Annotated in this window: 12 protein-coding genes; 3 read left to right on the forward strand and 9 right to left on the reverse strand. The window is 57.6% G+C overall.

Annotation, left to right across the window (positions count from 1 at the left end):
- Positions 1-74: 74 nt before the first annotated feature.
- Positions 75-458, reverse strand: a complete 384-nt coding sequence (locus LH23_RS20625; protein ID WP_039295341.1) for a biofilm formation regulator BssR — start codon at positions 456-458, stop codon at positions 75-77.
- A gap of 231 nt (positions 459-689) precedes the next feature.
- On the opposite strand from LH23_RS20625, the gene rimO reads away from it, so the two are divergent.
- Complete coding sequence (gene rimO, locus LH23_RS20630; protein ID WP_008455208.1) at positions 690-2,015, forward strand: 30S ribosomal protein S12 methylthiotransferase RimO; 1,326 nt, start codon at positions 690-692, stop codon at positions 2,013-2,015.
- Positions 2,016-2,669: 654 nt separating this feature from the next.
- Here the strand turns inward: rimO and LH23_RS20635 are convergent.
- The 7 genes from LH23_RS20635 to LH23_RS20665 all read right to left on the reverse strand — a co-directional run bounded on the left by LH23_RS20635 (position 2,670) and on the right by LH23_RS20665 (position 11,975).
- A complete protein-coding gene (locus LH23_RS20635; RefSeq protein WP_039295346.1) occupies positions 2,670-3,410 on the reverse strand; it encodes a MipA/OmpV family protein in 741 nt (246 codons plus the stop codon).
- 36 nt (positions 3,411-3,446) lie between these two features.
- Entirely contained in the window at positions 3,447-4,358 is a 912-nt protein-coding gene (gene gsiD, locus LH23_RS20640; protein ID WP_008455211.1) for a glutathione ABC transporter permease GsiD, read from the reverse strand.
- 2 nt (positions 4,359-4,360) lie between these two features.
- The gene (gsiC, locus tag LH23_RS20645; RefSeq protein ID WP_039295349.1) at positions 4,361-5,281 is read right to left on the reverse strand and encodes a glutathione ABC transporter permease GsiC; all 921 of its coding nucleotides are present in this window, start codon (positions 5,279-5,281) and stop codon (positions 4,361-4,363) included.
- A gap of 156 nt (positions 5,282-5,437) precedes the next feature.
- Positions 5,438-6,976 (reverse strand): glutathione ABC transporter substrate-binding protein GsiB, encoded by a 1,539-nt coding sequence (gene gsiB / locus LH23_RS20650; RefSeq protein WP_039295352.1) that lies wholly within the window; start codon positions 6,974-6,976, stop codon positions 5,438-5,440.
- A 12-nt stretch (positions 6,977-6,988) separates the two neighbouring features.
- The gene (gsiA, locus tag LH23_RS20655; protein ID WP_039295356.1) at positions 6,989-8,863 is read right to left on the reverse strand and encodes a glutathione ABC transporter ATP-binding protein GsiA; all 1,875 of its coding nucleotides are present in this window, start codon (positions 8,861-8,863) and stop codon (positions 6,989-6,991) included.
- On the reverse strand, positions 8,863-9,816 hold the full coding sequence (gene iaaA / locus LH23_RS20660) for a beta-aspartyl-peptidase (RefSeq protein ID WP_039295359.1): 954 nt from the start codon (positions 9,814-9,816) through the stop codon (positions 8,863-8,865). The genes gsiA and iaaA overlap by 1 nt, the downstream gene beginning before the upstream one ends.
- Positions 9,817-10,031: 215 nt before the next feature.
- Positions 10,032-11,975, reverse strand: a complete 1,944-nt coding sequence (locus tag LH23_RS20665) for an autotransporter outer membrane beta-barrel domain-containing protein (protein ID WP_419672753.1) — start codon at positions 11,973-11,975, stop codon at positions 10,032-10,034.
- 243 nt (positions 11,976-12,218) lie between these two features.
- On the opposite strand from LH23_RS20665, the gene moeA reads away from it, so the two are divergent.
- Positions 12,219-13,451 carry a molybdopterin molybdotransferase MoeA gene (gene moeA / locus LH23_RS20670; RefSeq protein ID WP_039295364.1) on the forward strand — a complete coding sequence of 411 codons (1,233 nt, stop codon included), beginning with the start codon at positions 12,219-12,221 and terminating at the stop codon, positions 13,449-13,451.
- On the forward strand, positions 13,452-14,198 hold the full coding sequence (moeB, locus tag LH23_RS20675; protein ID WP_039295370.1) for a molybdopterin-synthase adenylyltransferase MoeB: 747 nt from the start codon (positions 13,452-13,454) through the stop codon (positions 14,196-14,198). It begins immediately after the preceding gene.
- Between the two features lie 35 nt (positions 14,199-14,233).
- Here moeB and LH23_RS20680 read toward each other — a convergent pair whose 3' ends face one another.
- Positions 14,234-15,280, reverse strand: a complete 1,047-nt coding sequence (locus LH23_RS20680) for a magnesium transporter (protein ID WP_039295372.1) — start codon at positions 15,278-15,280, stop codon at positions 14,234-14,236.
- Positions 15,281-15,283 lie beyond the last annotated feature (3 nt).

Genomic DNA, 15,283 nt, shown 5'->3' on the forward strand with positions numbered 1-15,283 from the left:
CGCCGGAGATAATTTACCGCCCGGTTTTACATAACATTAAGAACGGGGAGTGTGGCAGACTCCCCGCGCTCAGGTCAGGCTTCGATGGCCTTATCGCGTTCTGCCAGCGCATTCAGGCTGCGGGTGAGCTGCATCAGGCTGGTTTCAAGCTTTGCCGCATCAACCGCGATATATTGCGGGCAGTCTTTGCGCCCGCTCATCAGGCAAACTGCAGCGGATGAACACGCCTCAACGGCGTGGCGAAAATCATCTTTTTCATCGTCCAACAGGCTCGCCTGCAGCACAAAGGCAGCATCGCGGCTCCGGTGACAGACATCCAGCAAACGGGTCCGCAGCTGTTCGCTTTCGCTGACAGACATGTACCCTTTGGCCTTTCTCAACGCCAGGTAGGCGGCAATCTCTCCCTTCGCGGCCTGCAGTTTTTTCAACAGGTCGTGTTTAACCGTACATCCGGACATAATGCATCCTCCTCGTGGGTTAACGATTAATCCACAGCTAAAGTATGGTCAAGGGACGGGAATTCGCGGCCAATATCTTTCACATTTGATGCTGTTTAGTGGGTAATTCGCAGCACGTGGGGGTTAAACCGAAACCTATAACGCAAACTGCAATTCTCCAGTACAAATTCCCGCCCAACCTCTGTAGAATCCCTGCCCTAATCTTTCTAATAATTGAACACTTTTTAAGCTATGAGCAATGTGACCCAACAACCCCGTATCGGGTTTGTCTCCCTCGGCTGCCCGAAAAACCTCGTGGACTCCGAACGCATCCTGACTGAACTGCGCACCGAAGGTTATGACGTGGTGCCAAGCTATGACGACGCCGACATGGTTATCGTCAACACCTGCGGCTTTATCGACAGCGCCGTACAGGAATCGCTGGAAGCCATCGGCGAAGCGCTGAACGAAAACGGTAAGGTGATTGTCACCGGTTGCCTGGGCGCAAAAGAAGATCAGATCCGCGAAGTGCATCCGAAGGTACTGGAAATCACCGGTCCTCACAGCTACGAGCAGGTTCTGCAGCACGTTCACCACTACGTGCCAAAACCGCAGCACAACCCGTTCCTGAGCCTGGTGCCGGAACAGGGCGTGAAGCTGACACCACGCCACTACGCGTACCTGAAAATTTCCGAAGGCTGCAACCATCGCTGCACCTTCTGCATTATCCCGTCCATGCGTGGCGATCTGGACAGCCGCCCAATCGGCGACGTGCTGGCGGAGGCAAAACGTCTGGTTGAAGCGGGCGTGAAAGAGCTGCTGGTGATCTCTCAGGACACCTCAGCTTACGGCGTAGACGTTAAGCACCGCACCGGGTTCTGGAACGGTGCTCCGGTCAAAACCAGCATGGTTAGCCTGTGCGAGCAGCTGGCTAAACTGGGCGTCTGGACTCGCCTGCACTACGTTTACCCGTATCCGCACGTTGACGATGTGATCCCGCTGATGGCGGAAGGCAAAATTCTGCCGTACCTCGACATCCCACTGCAGCACGCCAGCCCGCGTATTCTGAAGCTGATGAAGCGCCCTGGTTCTGCGGATCGTCAGCTGCAGCGCATCAAGCAGTGGCGTGAAATCTGCCCTGATCTTACCCTGCGTTCGACCTTTATCGTCGGCTTCCCGGGTGAAACCGAAGAAGACTTCGAGATGCTGCTCGACTTCCTGAAAGAAGCGCGCCTGGATCGCGTGGGCTGCTTCAAATACAGCCCGGTTGACGGGGCGACCGCCAACGAGCTGCCGGACCAGGTGCCGGAAGAAGTGAAAGAAGAGCGCTGGAACCGCTTTATGCAGCTGCAGCAGAAAATCTCTGCCGAGCGCCTGCAGGAAAAAGTGGGCCGCGAGATTCTGGTCATGGTGGATGAAGTCGACGAAGAAGGCGCCATTGGCCGCAGCATGGCGGATGCCCCAGAAATCGACGGCGCGGTTTACCTGAATGGTGAAACGAAGCTGAAACCAGGCGACGTTGTCCGTGTGAAAGTTGAAAACGCGGATGAGTACGATCTGTGGGGTTCAGTAGTTTAGTTTTGCCCAGCCTCTTCTGAATAAAAAGGGCTTTTTGCGGGAACGGTGAATATTCCGTTCACTTCCAGTCCAGTTTTATATGCAGCCACCGCACCTGTGAACGTCTCGGGAGAATCACCGTCATTCCCCCGAGACCCCGGACTCCCGGCCAAATAAATCGACCGCTGAAGCGGCAGACCTCCGTTTTATCTCCCAGTCCTGGGTCGGCTGAGATGCGTTCCCGACGCTCTCAGCCTCCGGCCGTTCCCGACGTCCGGCCCCTGGCCAGTCGGAGAGAAAACGGAGGCGATTTAAGCCGGAACCGTGCCTCGCTTTACAACTAACATTTTCCTCAGCCGCAGCGTTGCTTCTGGTTTTTACCCTCACCCTAACCCTCTCCCAGAGGGAGAGGGAATAGATAGCGTACTGTTCTAACCTGTTGTTTTCTCCCTCGCCCCTTTGGGGAGAGGGTCGGGGTGAGGGGAAGAAGTGTTTCCGGTTCTTTTTCAAAGACCCCGAATGTTTGGGTGATAGCCGGTGGGTTTACCGCTTCAGCGGCGATGAGCTCGCCGGGCGCCAGGGGCTACATATGGAACTGTACAGAAAGCGAACGGGACCTTATCCAGCCCGTCAGAAAATGTATTTTTAAATACGAAATCACCATTGAGCACACGCCTAAAACGTATAACTCATCCCCACCGTTAACTCCCGCAGGTTATTCTTATTCACCATTGGGCTGTCACTGATGGCACTCGGATAAAAACGCTGGGTAAACTGCGCCCAGGTATTCCAGAGTGGCGTCCAGGCGTAGTTCATTGCCAGTTGCGCATAAGGCACAATACTGCCCTGTGGTCGCCATGTCGCAAGGCCCGTTTTTGCCGATTCTTTATCTGAAACGCCATAGTAATAACGCGTGTTTTGCGCATTCGAAAAGTCCATTCCGGCCTCAGGCACTAACGTGAAATCGCCCCACTGCGCCATCGTAATATACGCCGAATTCGCCGTCACGCCGTTGCTGACACCCAGCGTGTCGCCCGCAAGCGTCGCGCTGAACGCGCCTATCGGCGTGGTGTATTGCATCGTCATGCCGCCCATCATCGTGCTGTGGCGGTTATTCAATCCCCGCAGCGCAGGCGTCTGCCCGGTATCCGCCCGATACAGAGTGTCGTAGTAATAAACTTTCGCGCGCAGCAGCAGCGTGTCGGTATTGATGAAGTTATAGCCCGCTTCGGTGCCGTCGAGGTACCAGGTTTTGCCGTCGTAGCCGACGTAGGGCAGCGCCCAGCGAAGCTGGTGCCGGGTTTGATAAGGGGTTTGATACAGGCCACCCTGCGCGCCAAGCGACCAGCTAGCCGCCGGGCAGGCAGTGGCAATCAGCAACGGGCTGAGCAGAATTGCCCCGGTTATTTTTCTCATGTCTTCACTCCAGGGCAACGAATCTACTGCCTCAGCTTAACCTTTAATTTTCGGATCCAGCGCGTCCCGCAGCCCATCCCCAAGCAAATTGAACGCCAACACGGTCAAAAAGATGGCAAGACTCGGGAAAATAGCCACATGCGGGGCAATCACCATATCTGCCCTCGCCTCGTTGAGCATAGCGCCCCACTCCGGCGTCGGTGGCTGAGCCCCGAGGCCGAGAAATGACAGGCTTGCGGCGGAAATTATCGAGGTCCCAATGCGCATGGTGAAATACACCACAATCGACGAAACGGTTCCCGGCAGAATATGCCGGAAGATGATAGTCGCATCCGGGGCACCAATGCTACGAGCAGACTCAATAAAAGTTTGCTGTTTCAGCACCAGCGTGTTGCCGCGTACCAGGCGGGCAAAGGCCGGAATACTGAAAATTGCCACCGCAATAATCACGTTGGTCATGCCGCTGCCCATCACCGCCACCACCGCGATTGCCAGCAGAATACCGGGGAAGGCGAACAGCACGTCGCAGATTCGCATGATAATGCGATCCCACCAGCCTTCGTAATAGCCCGCCAGCAGGCCAAAGAAGGTGCCAATTAGCGCGCCGATAAGCACCGAAAAGACACCTGCGGCCAGCGAGATTTGCGCCCCGACCAGCACGCGGCTAAAAATATCCCGCCCCAGAGAATCAACGCCAAACCAGTGCAGCATCGACGGGCCGTCGTTCAGCCTGTCGTAATCGAAGTAGTTTTCTGCATCAAAGGGGGCAATCCACGGCGCGATTAACGCAATCACTATCAGCAAAAGCACAAACAGCCCGGCGGTCATCGCCACGGGCTGCTGGCGAAAACGCCGCAGAAATTCGCTCCACGGAGTACGAATTTGCCCGGCTCGAACGACGGGCATCGCGTTGACTATGGCCTGGCGTCGCCAGTTTAAAAGTCGCATCCTTATTTGTACCTGATGGCCGGGTTAATGGCGGCATACAGCAGATCCACCACTAAGTTGATCACAATAAACTCCAGCGAAAACAGCAGAACCTCGGCCTGAATAACCGGATAATCACGCATCTCCACCGAATCCACCAGCAGGCGCCCTAATCCCGGCCAGTTAAACACTTTTTCCACCACAATCGAACCGCCGAGCAGAAAACCAAACTGTAATCCCATCATGGTGATCACCGGGATCATGGCGTTACGCAGGCCGTGTTTCACCACGATCAGCGTTTCGCTCACCCCTTTCGCCCTGGCGGTACGCATATAGTCTTCATGCAGCACATCCACAAAGGATGCGCGGGTGAATCTCGCCATGACCGCTGCCACTGCCGCCCCAAGGGTAATGGACGGCAAAATATAATGCTGCCAGCTGTCGGCACCCACCGTGGGCAGCCAGCCCAGCTCAACCGAGAAAACCTGCATCAGCAACATCCCCAGCGCGAAGGCCGGGAAGGAAATGCCAGACACGGCAATCGTCATGCTCAGGCGATCCGGCCAGCGGTTGCGCCAGACGGCGGCCACGATCCCGGTCGCCAGGCCAAACAGCGTCGCCCATGCCATGCTGGTCAGCGTCAGCCACAGCGTGGGCATAAAGCGGCTGGCAATCTCTTCAGAGACAGGGCGGCGCGAAACCAGCGAGGTGCCAAAGTCCCCCTGCACGACATGCGTGATGTAATGCAGGAACTGCCGCCACAGCGGTTGATCTAATCCCAGCTGTTTGCGAACAAGTTCGATGACGGTGGCGTCCGCTTCCGGCCCGGCAATCAGCCGCGCCGGGTCACCGGGCAGCAGATGCACGAACAGGAATACCAGCACCGCGACGATGAACAGCGTCGGGATCAGGCCCAAAAGGCGTTTGAGGAAATAGTTAAACATCGCGGCCCCTCACCCTAACCCTCTCCCCAGAGGGGAGAGGGGAAAAAAGGACAGGGCATTGAGTCCCTCTCCCCATAGGAGAGAGGTTGCAGACACAGACTTTGTTTTCCCCCTCTCCCTTTCAGGGAGAGGGCCGGGGTGAGGGTCATCATCACGCTACTTCAGATCCGCATTATCAAAACTAAACCCGGTATCCGGCATCACGTAGAACCCGGTGAGATTTTTGCTGTGGGCAGAAACCAGTTTCTCCACCACCAGCGGCACCCACGGAGACTCTTTCCAGATAATGTCCTGGGCATCTTTATACAGCTTCGCTTTCTCTTCCGGCTTGGTGGTTTTCAGCGCATCAGTCAGGTCTTTATCCACCTGCGGGTTGCTGTAAAACGCGGTGTTAAACAGCGTTGGCGGCCAGTTCTGAGAAGCAAACAGCGGCGACAGCGCCCAGTCAGCCTCGCCGGTAGACGCCGACCAGCCGGTATAGAACATTCTCACACCGCTCTCTTTCTGGCCTTTGGCTTCCACTTCGGCCGCACGCTGCCCGGCGTCCATCGCCGTCACTTTCACCTTGATGCCCACCTGCGCCAGCTGCTGCTGGGTAAACTGTAGGACTTTCTGCGCGGTGCTGTGGTTATGGGAGGACCAAAGTGTGGTTTCAAAACCGTTCGGGAAGCCCGCTTCTTTCAGCAGCGCTTTAGCTTTAGCTGGATCATAAGGCCAGGGTTTGAATTTCTCGGCATAAGCAAGCGACGGCGGCACCACGCCTTCTGCCGGCGTAGCAAAGCCGGAGAAGGCCACTTTCACCAGCGCCTGGCGGTTAATCGCATAGTTGATGGCTTCGCGAACTTTCGGGTTATCAAACGGTTTCTGGGTGACGTTCATGCTGATGTAGCGCTGCATGATCGACGGCGAAGCCACCAGCTCAAGCTTGCTGTTTTTCTCCAGTACGCCTGCCTGCTCGTAAGGGATTGGGAACGCGAACTGCGCCTCACCGGTTTGCAGCATTGCCGCCCGGGTGTTGTTATCCACTACCGGGCGCCAGGTAATGCTGTCCAGCTTCGGCAGGCCTTGCTGCCAGTAACCGGCGAATTTCTTCACCTTCACAAAATCGGTCTGATTCCAGGTATCCAGCTGATACGGGCCGGTGCCCACCGGATGGAAGCCGATATCTTTGCCGTATTTTTGCAGCGCAGCCGGGGAGATCATCGCCGTTGCCGGGTGGGCCAGAATATTGATGAACGCCGAGAACGGCTCTTTTAAGGTGATTTTCACCGTGGAAGGATCGACCACTTCCGTTTTGGCAATGGTTTTATACAGGTTGTAGCGCTTGAGGTGGTTGTCCGGGTTGCTGGCGCGATCGAGGTTCGCTTTTACCGCCTCGGCGTTAAAGTCGGTGCCGTCCTGGAACTTCACGCCCGTGCGCAGCTTGATGGTGTACACCAGGCCGTCGTCAGACACTTTGTAGCTTTCTGCCAGCACGTTCTGCAGCTTCATGTCTTTATCGAGCCCGAACAAACCCTGATAGAACGATTTGGCCACCGCCTGCGACAGCGTGTCATTCGCGTCGTAAGGATCGAGCGTGGTGAAGTTTGAGGCCACCGCTACGACGACATCTTTAGCAGCGAAAGCGGGCGTGGCGATAACGGCGGAGGCAATTCCCGCCGCCAGCAGCCATTTTTGCGTTGTGTTAGCTGTCATTATTGTTTTCCTTTATAGGCGATTTTCACTGCTACCGATGGGGTGACGGGCAACAAAATGCCCCGGTCCCACCGCAACCAGCGGTGCTACGTGCGGTTCATCCCCCAGGCTGCGCGTGGCGCTGGGGATCTCATCAGACACTAAAACAGGCTTGCGTCCCTTGCGGGTTGGGTCAGCCACCGGCACCGCCGCCATAAGTTTGCGGGTGTACGGATGCTGTGGGTTTTCAAACACGGCGCGGCGCGGGCCAATTTCAACAATCTGTCCCAGATACATTACCGCCACGCGATGGCTGATGCGTTCCACGACGGCCATGTCGTGGGAAATAAACAGAAAAGCGATGCCAAACTCGCGCTGTAGATCGAGCAGCAGGTTAACGATTTGCGCCCGGATCGACACATCCAGCGCCGAGACGGATTCGTCGGCAATCACCACCTTCGGGTTCAGCGCCAACGCGCGGGCGATACAAACCCTCTGCCGCTGGCCGCCGGAGAACTCATGTGGATAGCGCCAGGCATGTTCCGGCTGGAGTCCTACACGTTCAAGCAGCCAGGCGACCCGCTCCTGAGCCTGCTCTTTTGGCATCGCCTGATGCACCAGCAGCGGCTCCATAATGGAGTAGCCGACGGTCTGGCGCGGATCCAGCGAGGCATACGGATCCTGAAAAATAAACTGAATGTCTTTGCGAACGTGCTGCAGCTCGCCGTTGGGCAAATTATCAATACGCTGACCGTTAAAAGTGATGGTGCCGCCCTGAGTTTCCACCAGCCGCAGCAGCGAGCGCCCGGTGGTCGATTTACCACAGCCGGACTCGCCCACCAGCGCCAGCGTTTCGCCGGGCAGTAAATCAAAACTCACCTTTTCAACGGCATGTACCTGCCGCGTCACCCGGTTGAAAATTCCGCTACGCAGCGGGAACCGGGTCACCAAATCGCGAACTTCCAGCACCGGCTTCGCGCCGGGGGGAATGGTGTCCTGCTCGGTTTCGGGCTCTTGCTGATTCGGTTGGCCTTGGACTATCAGCGGGAATTTGCGCGGTAAATCGCTGCCGTTCATGGCGCCCAGCCGCGGAACGGCAGCCAGCAAGGCCTGCGTGTAGGCGTGCTGTGGGTTCTGGAATATTTGCTCCACGGTGCCGGTTTCAACCGCCTCGCCCCGGTACATCACCAGCACCCGGTCGGCGATGTCCGCCACCACGCCCATATCGTGAGTAATGAAAATGACGCCCATCTGCATTTCATCCTGCAGAACACGGATTAGCTGCAGGATTTGAGCCTGAATAGTCACGTCGAGGGCGGTCGTTGGCTCATCGGCGATCAATACCGCCGGGCGACAGGAAAGCGCCATGGCAATCATCACTCGCTGACGCATACCGCCGGAGAGCTGGTGCGGATAGCGGTTCAGGATGGCCTGAGCTTCAGGAATACGCACACGCTCCAGCATACGCTTCGCTTCCGCCAGCGCCGCCCTGCTATCCAGCTTTTGGTGTAAACGAATGGATTCTGCGATTTGTTCGCCCACGGTGAACACCGGATTAAGCGAGGTCATCGGCTCCTGGAAAATCATCGCCACATCCGCCCCACGCACCCGACGCATCTGGGCGTTACTCAGATCGGGCAGGTTCAGCACCTCTTTATTACGCCGACGCAGTAGCAGCTTGTCGCAGCTAACCTGCCCGCCGCCCTGCTCCAGCAGGCGCATCAGGGCCATCGCCGTGACCGATTTCCCGGAACCCGACTCGCCCACGATAGCCAGCGTTTCACCCCGGTTAAGGGTCAACGACAGGTGACGCACCGCGTCGGTGACCTGCTGCTGTTGGCGAAAGCGAATATTGAGGTCGCTAACGGCAAGCACCTGCTCATCCGGTAGCTCATGACTGTGCGGCATTAACTCTCCTGGTCACGATAGATTCCTACGTTCGGGGCATCGCCGACAAAGCCAAAGCCACGGTACATTCCTTCGCTGTTAAACGGCAGTGCGACGTTCCCCTGATTGTCGATGGCAATCATGCCGCCGCTGCCGCCGAGCGCGGGCAGTTTCTCCATCACCACGCGGTCAACGGCCTGCTGCAGACTTAGCCCGGCATACTCCATCAGGGCCGCAATATCGTAGGCCGCCAGCGTGCGGATAAAAACTTCACCCGTGCCGGTGCAGGACACGGCCACGTTGGCGTTATTGGCATAGCAGCCCGCACCGACTAAGGGCGAATCCCCTACCCGGCCCGGCAGTTTATTGGTCATTCCGCCGGTGGACGTTGCCGCCGCCAGATTCCCCAGTTTATCCAGCGCCACGGCGCCTACCGTGCCAAATTTTTTATCGGCATCAATCGGCTCAGCTCCGTCATGATCCAGCAGCGTCTGTTGGCTTTCACGGGCGCGCAGCAGCTGCTGATAGCGTTCTTCGGTGGAAAAAAGCGTGGCTTCTACCGGCTCAAGCCCATGCTGCACGGCAAAACGCTCCGCGCCTTCGCCAATCATCAGCACGTGCGGGCTGTTTTCCAGCACTAATCTTGCCGCCAGGATCGGGTTGCGAATATGGCTCACGCCCGCCACCGCCCCAGCATTCAGGCTGTTGCCGTCCATCACGCAGGCGTCCAGCTCATGTGTACCAGCGCTTGTGAACACCGATCCTATCCCGGCGTTAAACAGCGGGCATTCCTCCAGCAGGCGCACCGCCTCGGTCACCGCGTCCAGCGCGCTGCCACCGCGTTCAAGGATCTGCTGCCCGGCTTCAACAATGCCGGAGAGCGCGCTAATAAACTGCAGCTCTTTTTCCGGCGTCAGATGGGCGCGGGTCAGGGCTCCGGCCCCGCCATGAATAGCGATAACGGCTTTGGTCATTCGGCATTGCCTGTTGAAAGTGGTATCCGGCAGCGTTTTTCCTATAAATATCAGAATCGTTGCCAAACATTGATACGATTTTTGAATATAGAAAGACGTAAAAGTGTTGTAAAGAAAATTGACTTTATTCAGTGAATCCCGGGCAGCCCCGGAAGAGAGTGAAAATGGCGACTTATGAAACTAAAGTCGCCATTTTTTAGGGTAATAACAAAATCTTAGAACTTCGCGCTGATCCCCACGTTGTAGCTCGTCTGGTTCCCGTCGCTTAAGCCTGCCGTTTGTGCCACCGCCGCGAATGCGGACACGGTATTCGAAAGCGGCATATCTGCCCCGATGGCGATATCGGCCCAGTTTTTATCCAGCTGTTCGCCGCTGCGGCTGAAGGTCAGCGCCGTGGATTTTAGGCCGCCGCTCGCCCGGTAACTGTCATCGCCAAACTGATGGCGATAACTTGCCTGTGCCCAGGGATTAATGACGCCCAGCTTCGTGTCCACACGCCAGCCCGCGCTGCCGATTTGCGAATGGCCGTTCTGGTCGCCGAAGCGCATAGCGGTACTGCTACTGCCGTTTTCGCTATAACCGTTGACGTGGCTGTAATCCCAGGCGTATTGCAGCACCGGCCCCGTGGTCAGCCAGGTTGCGACGGGGATATCGTAGCCAGCCGTCAATCTCGCGCCATACAGCCTGCCGTCGGTGTCGCCTTTTTCCGTGCGGGTAAGCTGCCCCAGCGTGATATCGCGCTGAATATTGGTGAAGTCGGCAGAGAGATAATGCACATCTCCGTTTAGCCAGGCCTGGCCCGCGCGAAGCTGGCCAAAAAGCGCCGCCTGAAAACCGCGGGTATCGTAGCGGTAGCCGTCATCCGGGCGCTGATTGTCCAGCGAACCGGCGATCAGCCCGCCCAGCACTACGTTTTCGTTCAGCTGATAGTCGAGACCCACGGTCAGGTTATTGGTGTTTCCTTTGCCGTCCCCTGTTTCACTACTGCCGCTGTACCGCTGATACGCACCGCTGTAGCCGCCGAACACGCCCAGTGAACCTGCGGCGTTATCGCCCTGGCGCAGCTGCTGATAGCGGCTATCGAGCGTTGCCCGGCTACCGCGCACCATTGCCTGCGTGCCCTGATTCAGGCGAGTGACCTGCACGGGCGCGACGATAATCGACTCAATGTACTGGGCTATGATGCTGTGAACCTGCGGGCTCGGGTGGAAATGATCGGCAAACAGATAATCCTGAGCGGCGTTAAATCCTGGCGTGGAGCTGGTGCAATCGGTCGCCGCCACGCCCGGCGGACAGGCCATCCCGGCAGTGTTTGTCAGGCCGAAGGCCTGAGGATTGGCCAGAATTTCCTGGAAGACGCCGTTGATATCCGCCCGGGCGATATTCCCTCCGTGCTGCAGCAAGGCCTGATCTTCGGCGCTGTTGTAGAACGTGGTGAGCAAAGTAGCTTGCTGCACGGCCTGATCGTAGGCGGCTATCAACTGGGCAGCCACGCCCTGTTGCACGAGTGGATTAGTGCTGACGACGGAAGCCGCCGCCTGCAGCGCCTGATGAATCGCCTGCTGACGGCTCGCCAGATCAGGCGTTTGTGCCGCATCCAAAGACGCATAGGCGGCCTGAATAGCAGGCGTAGCTGCCGCGCCCAGCCCGGCGCTGAGTACCAGTTCCATTAGCGTTGGCGTCGCGCCGATATTCGGGACGTTCGGCACCACCACCAGCCCGGCACCCGCATCAAGCAAAGCCCCCACCTGAGCGGCGGCGTTGGCGGCACTGTTGGCCGCTATCCCCTGCGCCAGCGCGGGCTGAGTGGCCGCGGCGGCAAGATCGTTGCCACCGATCCAGTGAATGTATAAGCCGTTGCCGTCCGCTCGCCCACCGGTCTGGTTAAGGTAGCGCTGAACCTGGCTTTGCGTATTATCGGCCGGGTTAAGCGCTGGCACTGCGGTGCCCCCGCCTGCGGCATAGTTGCTCCCCCCTTCGCGGGAAGGCGTCAGCGTCAGGCCATAATGTGCGGCCAGCTGTTCGTCGTAGAGCTTGTTCTGGCTGCTGTTCCAGGTCCAGCGCCCGTTGTTGCCGGTATCGCTGAGGCTGTCGCCAAAAACGGTGAGGGAATCAAAGGCAAATGCGGAGGAGGTGAAGCCCACAGCGGCGGCCAGCATACTGAATTTGAATGCTTTTTGTTTGCTTATCATCAGTTCTTCCTTGCAAGGTTTTTTATTAGCCACAATGACTATAGCCAATGGCGATTGACGCGCAGGCCGAGCGTAAAGAAGAAACGTGACAACGTGATGTAACGCATGTCCGACCACTGGTGAAAGGTTTTTGCTGATCCCAGACATGCCGTCAGGCGGCGTTTTCTGCCATACTAAGCCCTTATTTTGCCCCTGCCCCAGGAGTCATGAATGGAATTTACCGCCGGGCTGATCCCGCTTGAAACCGCACTTGAACAGATGCTGTCCCGTATTTATCCGTTGTCTGAAACAGAAACCCTGCCGCTGCTGCAGGCGGCGGGCCGCGTCACGGCAGCCCCGGTGGTCTCGCCGCTTGATGTCCCCGGTTTCGACAATTCAGCGATGGACGGATATGCGTTACGGCTGGCGGATCTTAAAGCCGGAGGCGCACTGCCTGTCGCAGGTAAAGCGTTTGCCGGGCAGCCGTTCAGCGGCGAATGGCCTGTGGGCACCTGCGTGCGCATCATGACCGGTGCGCCGATCCCTGCCGGAGCCGAAGCCGTAGTCATGCAGGAAGAGACGGAAGTGACCGAAAGCGGCGTGCGTTTTAACGCTCCCGTGAAGAACGGCCAGAATATTCGCCGTCGCGGCGAGGATATCCATCAGGGTGCCAGCGTACTCGCCGCAGGCGTGAAATTAACCGCCGCTGAATTGCCGCTGATAGCCTCTCTGGGCATCCCGGAAGTGAAGGTCTATCGCAAAGTGCGTGCGGCAGTGTTCTCCACCGGGGACGAGCTCCAGCTTCCGGGTCAGCCGCTGGCCGAAGGCCAAATCTACGATACCAACCGCCTGGCGGTGCACATCATGCTCGAACAGTTGGGCTGTGAAGTGCTCGACCTCGGCATCGTTCGGGATGACCAGGCCGCCCTTCGCGCGGTATTTAACGAAGCGGACAGCCGGGCGGATGTGGTCATCAGCAGCGGCGGTGTTTCCGTGGGCGAAGCCGATTACACCAAACAAATCCTCGAAGAGTTGGGCGAAGTGGGCTTCTGGAAACTGGCGATTAAACCCGGTAAGCCATTTGCCTTTGGTCGCCTGAAAAACAGCTGGTTCTGCGGCCTGCCGGGCAACCCTGTTTCCGCCGCCCTGACGTTCTACCAGCTAGTGCAGCCGCTGTTGGCGAAGCTAAGTGGGCAAATCGCCAGTCCTCTGCCGCCGCGCATGCGCGTCCGTACCGTCGGCAAGCTGAAGAAATCACCGGGCCGCCTCGACTTCCAGCGCGGCATTCTGCGCCGCAATGAGCAAGGCGACCTTGAGGTATTAAGTACCGGGCATCAGGGATCGCATATTTTCAGTTCCTTCAGCCAGGCCAACTGTTTTGTGGTGCTGGAGCGAGAGCGCGGCAACGTCGAGGCCGGGGAATGGGTTGAGGTCGAACCGTTTAATCCGCTGTTCGGAGGCTGAATGGTCGAGCTTAGCGATGAAGAAATGCTGCGCTACAACCGCCAGATTGTGCTGCGCGGCTTTGACTTTGACGGCCAGGAAAAGCTAAAGGCTTCGCGAGTGCTCATCGTCGGGCTGGGCGGGCTGGGGTGCGCGGCGGCACAGTATCTGGCGGCCGCGGGCGTGGGCCAGCTCACGCTGCTCGATTTCGACACCGTTTCGCTCTCAAACCTCCAGCGGCAAACGCTGCACAGCGATGCCACGATTGGTAAACCGAAGGTGGATTCCGCGCGGGATTCACTGGCGGCGATTAATCCGCATATCCAACTCGATACCGTCAATGCGCTGCTCGAATACCCTCAGCTTTCCGGGTTGATCGCCCGCCACGATGTGGTGCTGGACTGCACCGATAACGTGACCATTCGCAACCAGCTCAACCGCGGCTGCCATCAGCATAAGATCCCGCTGGTGTCCGGGGCGGCTATTCGCATGGAAGGCCAGGTCAGCGTCTTCACGTATCAGGAAAACGAGCCTTGCTACCGCTGCCTGAGCCGCCTGTTTGGTGAAAGTACGCTGAGCTGCGTGGAGGCGGGCGTTATGGCGCCGCTGGTGGGGATTATCGGCTCGTTAGAGGCCATGGAAGGCATCAAGCTGCTGGCAAACTACGGCACCCCAGCGCGTGGGAAAATCGTGCTTTATGATGCAATGACCTGTCAGTTCAGAGAGATGAAGCTGGCGCGGAACCCGCAGTGCGAAGTGTGCGGGTAGAAACGAAAACGGGGATATCGCTATCCCCGTTATTTTTAGACCGCCAGATCGGTGAGCATCACTTTGGCGATTTCGAAGTAAATCAGCAGTCCGGTTCCGTCGATTAAGGTCGTGATAAACGGCGCGGACACCACGGCTGGATCGATATTCACTTTCCGTAGCAGCATTGGAATAATCGAAGAGACAATCGCGCTCCAGACGGTGATGGCGATGAGCGTCAGGCTGACCACCATCATCACTTCCATACCCACGCCCAGCATCCACGCCCGAATAAACCCGGCGGTGCCAATCGTTAAGGCAATGAGCACCGAGGCCGAGATCTCCTTGCGCAAAATAGCGCCCAAATCCTTGAGCCCCACTTCGCCGAGCGCCATCGCCCTGACCAGCGTCGAGGTAATTTGTGTGCCGGTGTTCCCGCCGGTGCCAATCAGCAACGGGATAAAGAACGCCAGCGCAATCGCCGCTTCAAGCTGATCTTCAAACGATTTAATCACCGAGCTGGTGTAAGCCTCGGCCACAAACAGCAGCAGCAGCCAGACCGATCTTTTGCGCCACAGCGTAAAGACGCTGCTTTGCAGATAAGGCGTTTCCAGCGGTGACGATGCGCCCTGCAGCTGGCTGTCTAGCGTGTTTTCGTCCTCAAGCAACTGAGCGATTTCCTGCGGGCCCAACACGCCTTTCAGCTTGCCGTAGCTCAATACAGGGATGTAGTTAGCGCCCGCCTTTTTAATGTCAACGCAGGCTTCATGCCGCGTTTTTTCCGGCGTTAATGAGAACGCCACGGGCCGCATCAGGTCACTGAGTAGCGCCTCTTTGTCCGCCTGCAGCAGCGATTTTACCGGCACGAGGCCAAACAGATGTGCATCGTCATCCACCACAAAAATCTGCGACGGGATCTGCTCATTTTTAATGCCCGAACAGAACAACGCCTGCGCATCCTGCACCGAAGTGCCCGGCGGTAAAGCGATGTAATCCTGGCTCAGGTAAGCCAGTACGGTATTTTGTGCGTCTGAGGATGGCAGTTTGACGGACACGGCCAGTGAAGCGCGGGAGTGCGCTGAGGTATTTGTTGAAAAGGTCATGAT

It is taken from the genome of Cedecea neteri (assembly GCF_000758305.1).
Taxonomy (GTDB): domain Bacteria; phylum Pseudomonadota; class Gammaproteobacteria; order Enterobacterales; family Enterobacteriaceae; genus Cedecea; species Cedecea neteri_C.

Bases quoted from the DNA above. Each gene is read 5' to 3' on its own strand.
- LH23_RS20625 (WP_039295341.1), bottom strand. From the start codon at position 458: ATGTCCGGATGTACGGTTAAACACGACCTGTTGAAAAAACTGCAGGCC.
- rimO (WP_008455208.1), top strand. From the start codon at position 690: ATGAGCAATGTGACCCAACAACCCCGTATCGGGTTTGTCTCCCTCGGC.
- LH23_RS20635 (WP_039295346.1), bottom strand. From the start codon at position 3,410: ATGAGAAAAATAACCGGGGCAATTCTGCTCAGCCCGTTGCTGATTGCC.
- gsiD (WP_008455211.1), bottom strand. From the start codon at position 4,358: ATGCGACTTTTAAACTGGCGACGCCAGGCCATAGTCAACGCGATGCCC.
- gsiC (WP_039295349.1), bottom strand. From the start codon at position 5,281: ATGTTTAACTATTTCCTCAAACGCCTTTTGGGCCTGATCCCGACGCTG.
- gsiB (WP_039295352.1), bottom strand. From the start codon at position 6,976: ATGACAGCTAACACAACGCAAAAATGGCTGCTGGCGGCGGGAATTGCC.
- gsiA (WP_039295356.1), bottom strand. From the start codon at position 8,863: ATGCCGCACAGTCATGAGCTACCGGATGAGCAGGTGCTTGCCGTTAGC.
- iaaA (WP_039295359.1), bottom strand. From the start codon at position 9,816: ATGACCAAAGCCGTTATCGCTATTCATGGCGGGGCCGGAGCCCTGACC.
- LH23_RS20665 (WP_419672753.1), bottom strand. From the start codon at position 11,975: ATGCTGGCCGCCGCTGTGGGCTTCACCTCCTCCGCATTTGCCTTTGAT.
- moeA (WP_039295364.1), top strand. From the start codon at position 12,219: ATGGAATTTACCGCCGGGCTGATCCCGCTTGAAACCGCACTTGAACAG.
- moeB (WP_039295370.1), top strand. From the start codon at position 13,452: ATGGTCGAGCTTAGCGATGAAGAAATGCTGCGCTACAACCGCCAGATT.
- LH23_RS20680 (WP_039295372.1), bottom strand. From the start codon at position 15,280: ATGACCTTTTCAACAAATACCTCAGCGCACTCCCGCGCTTCACTGGCC.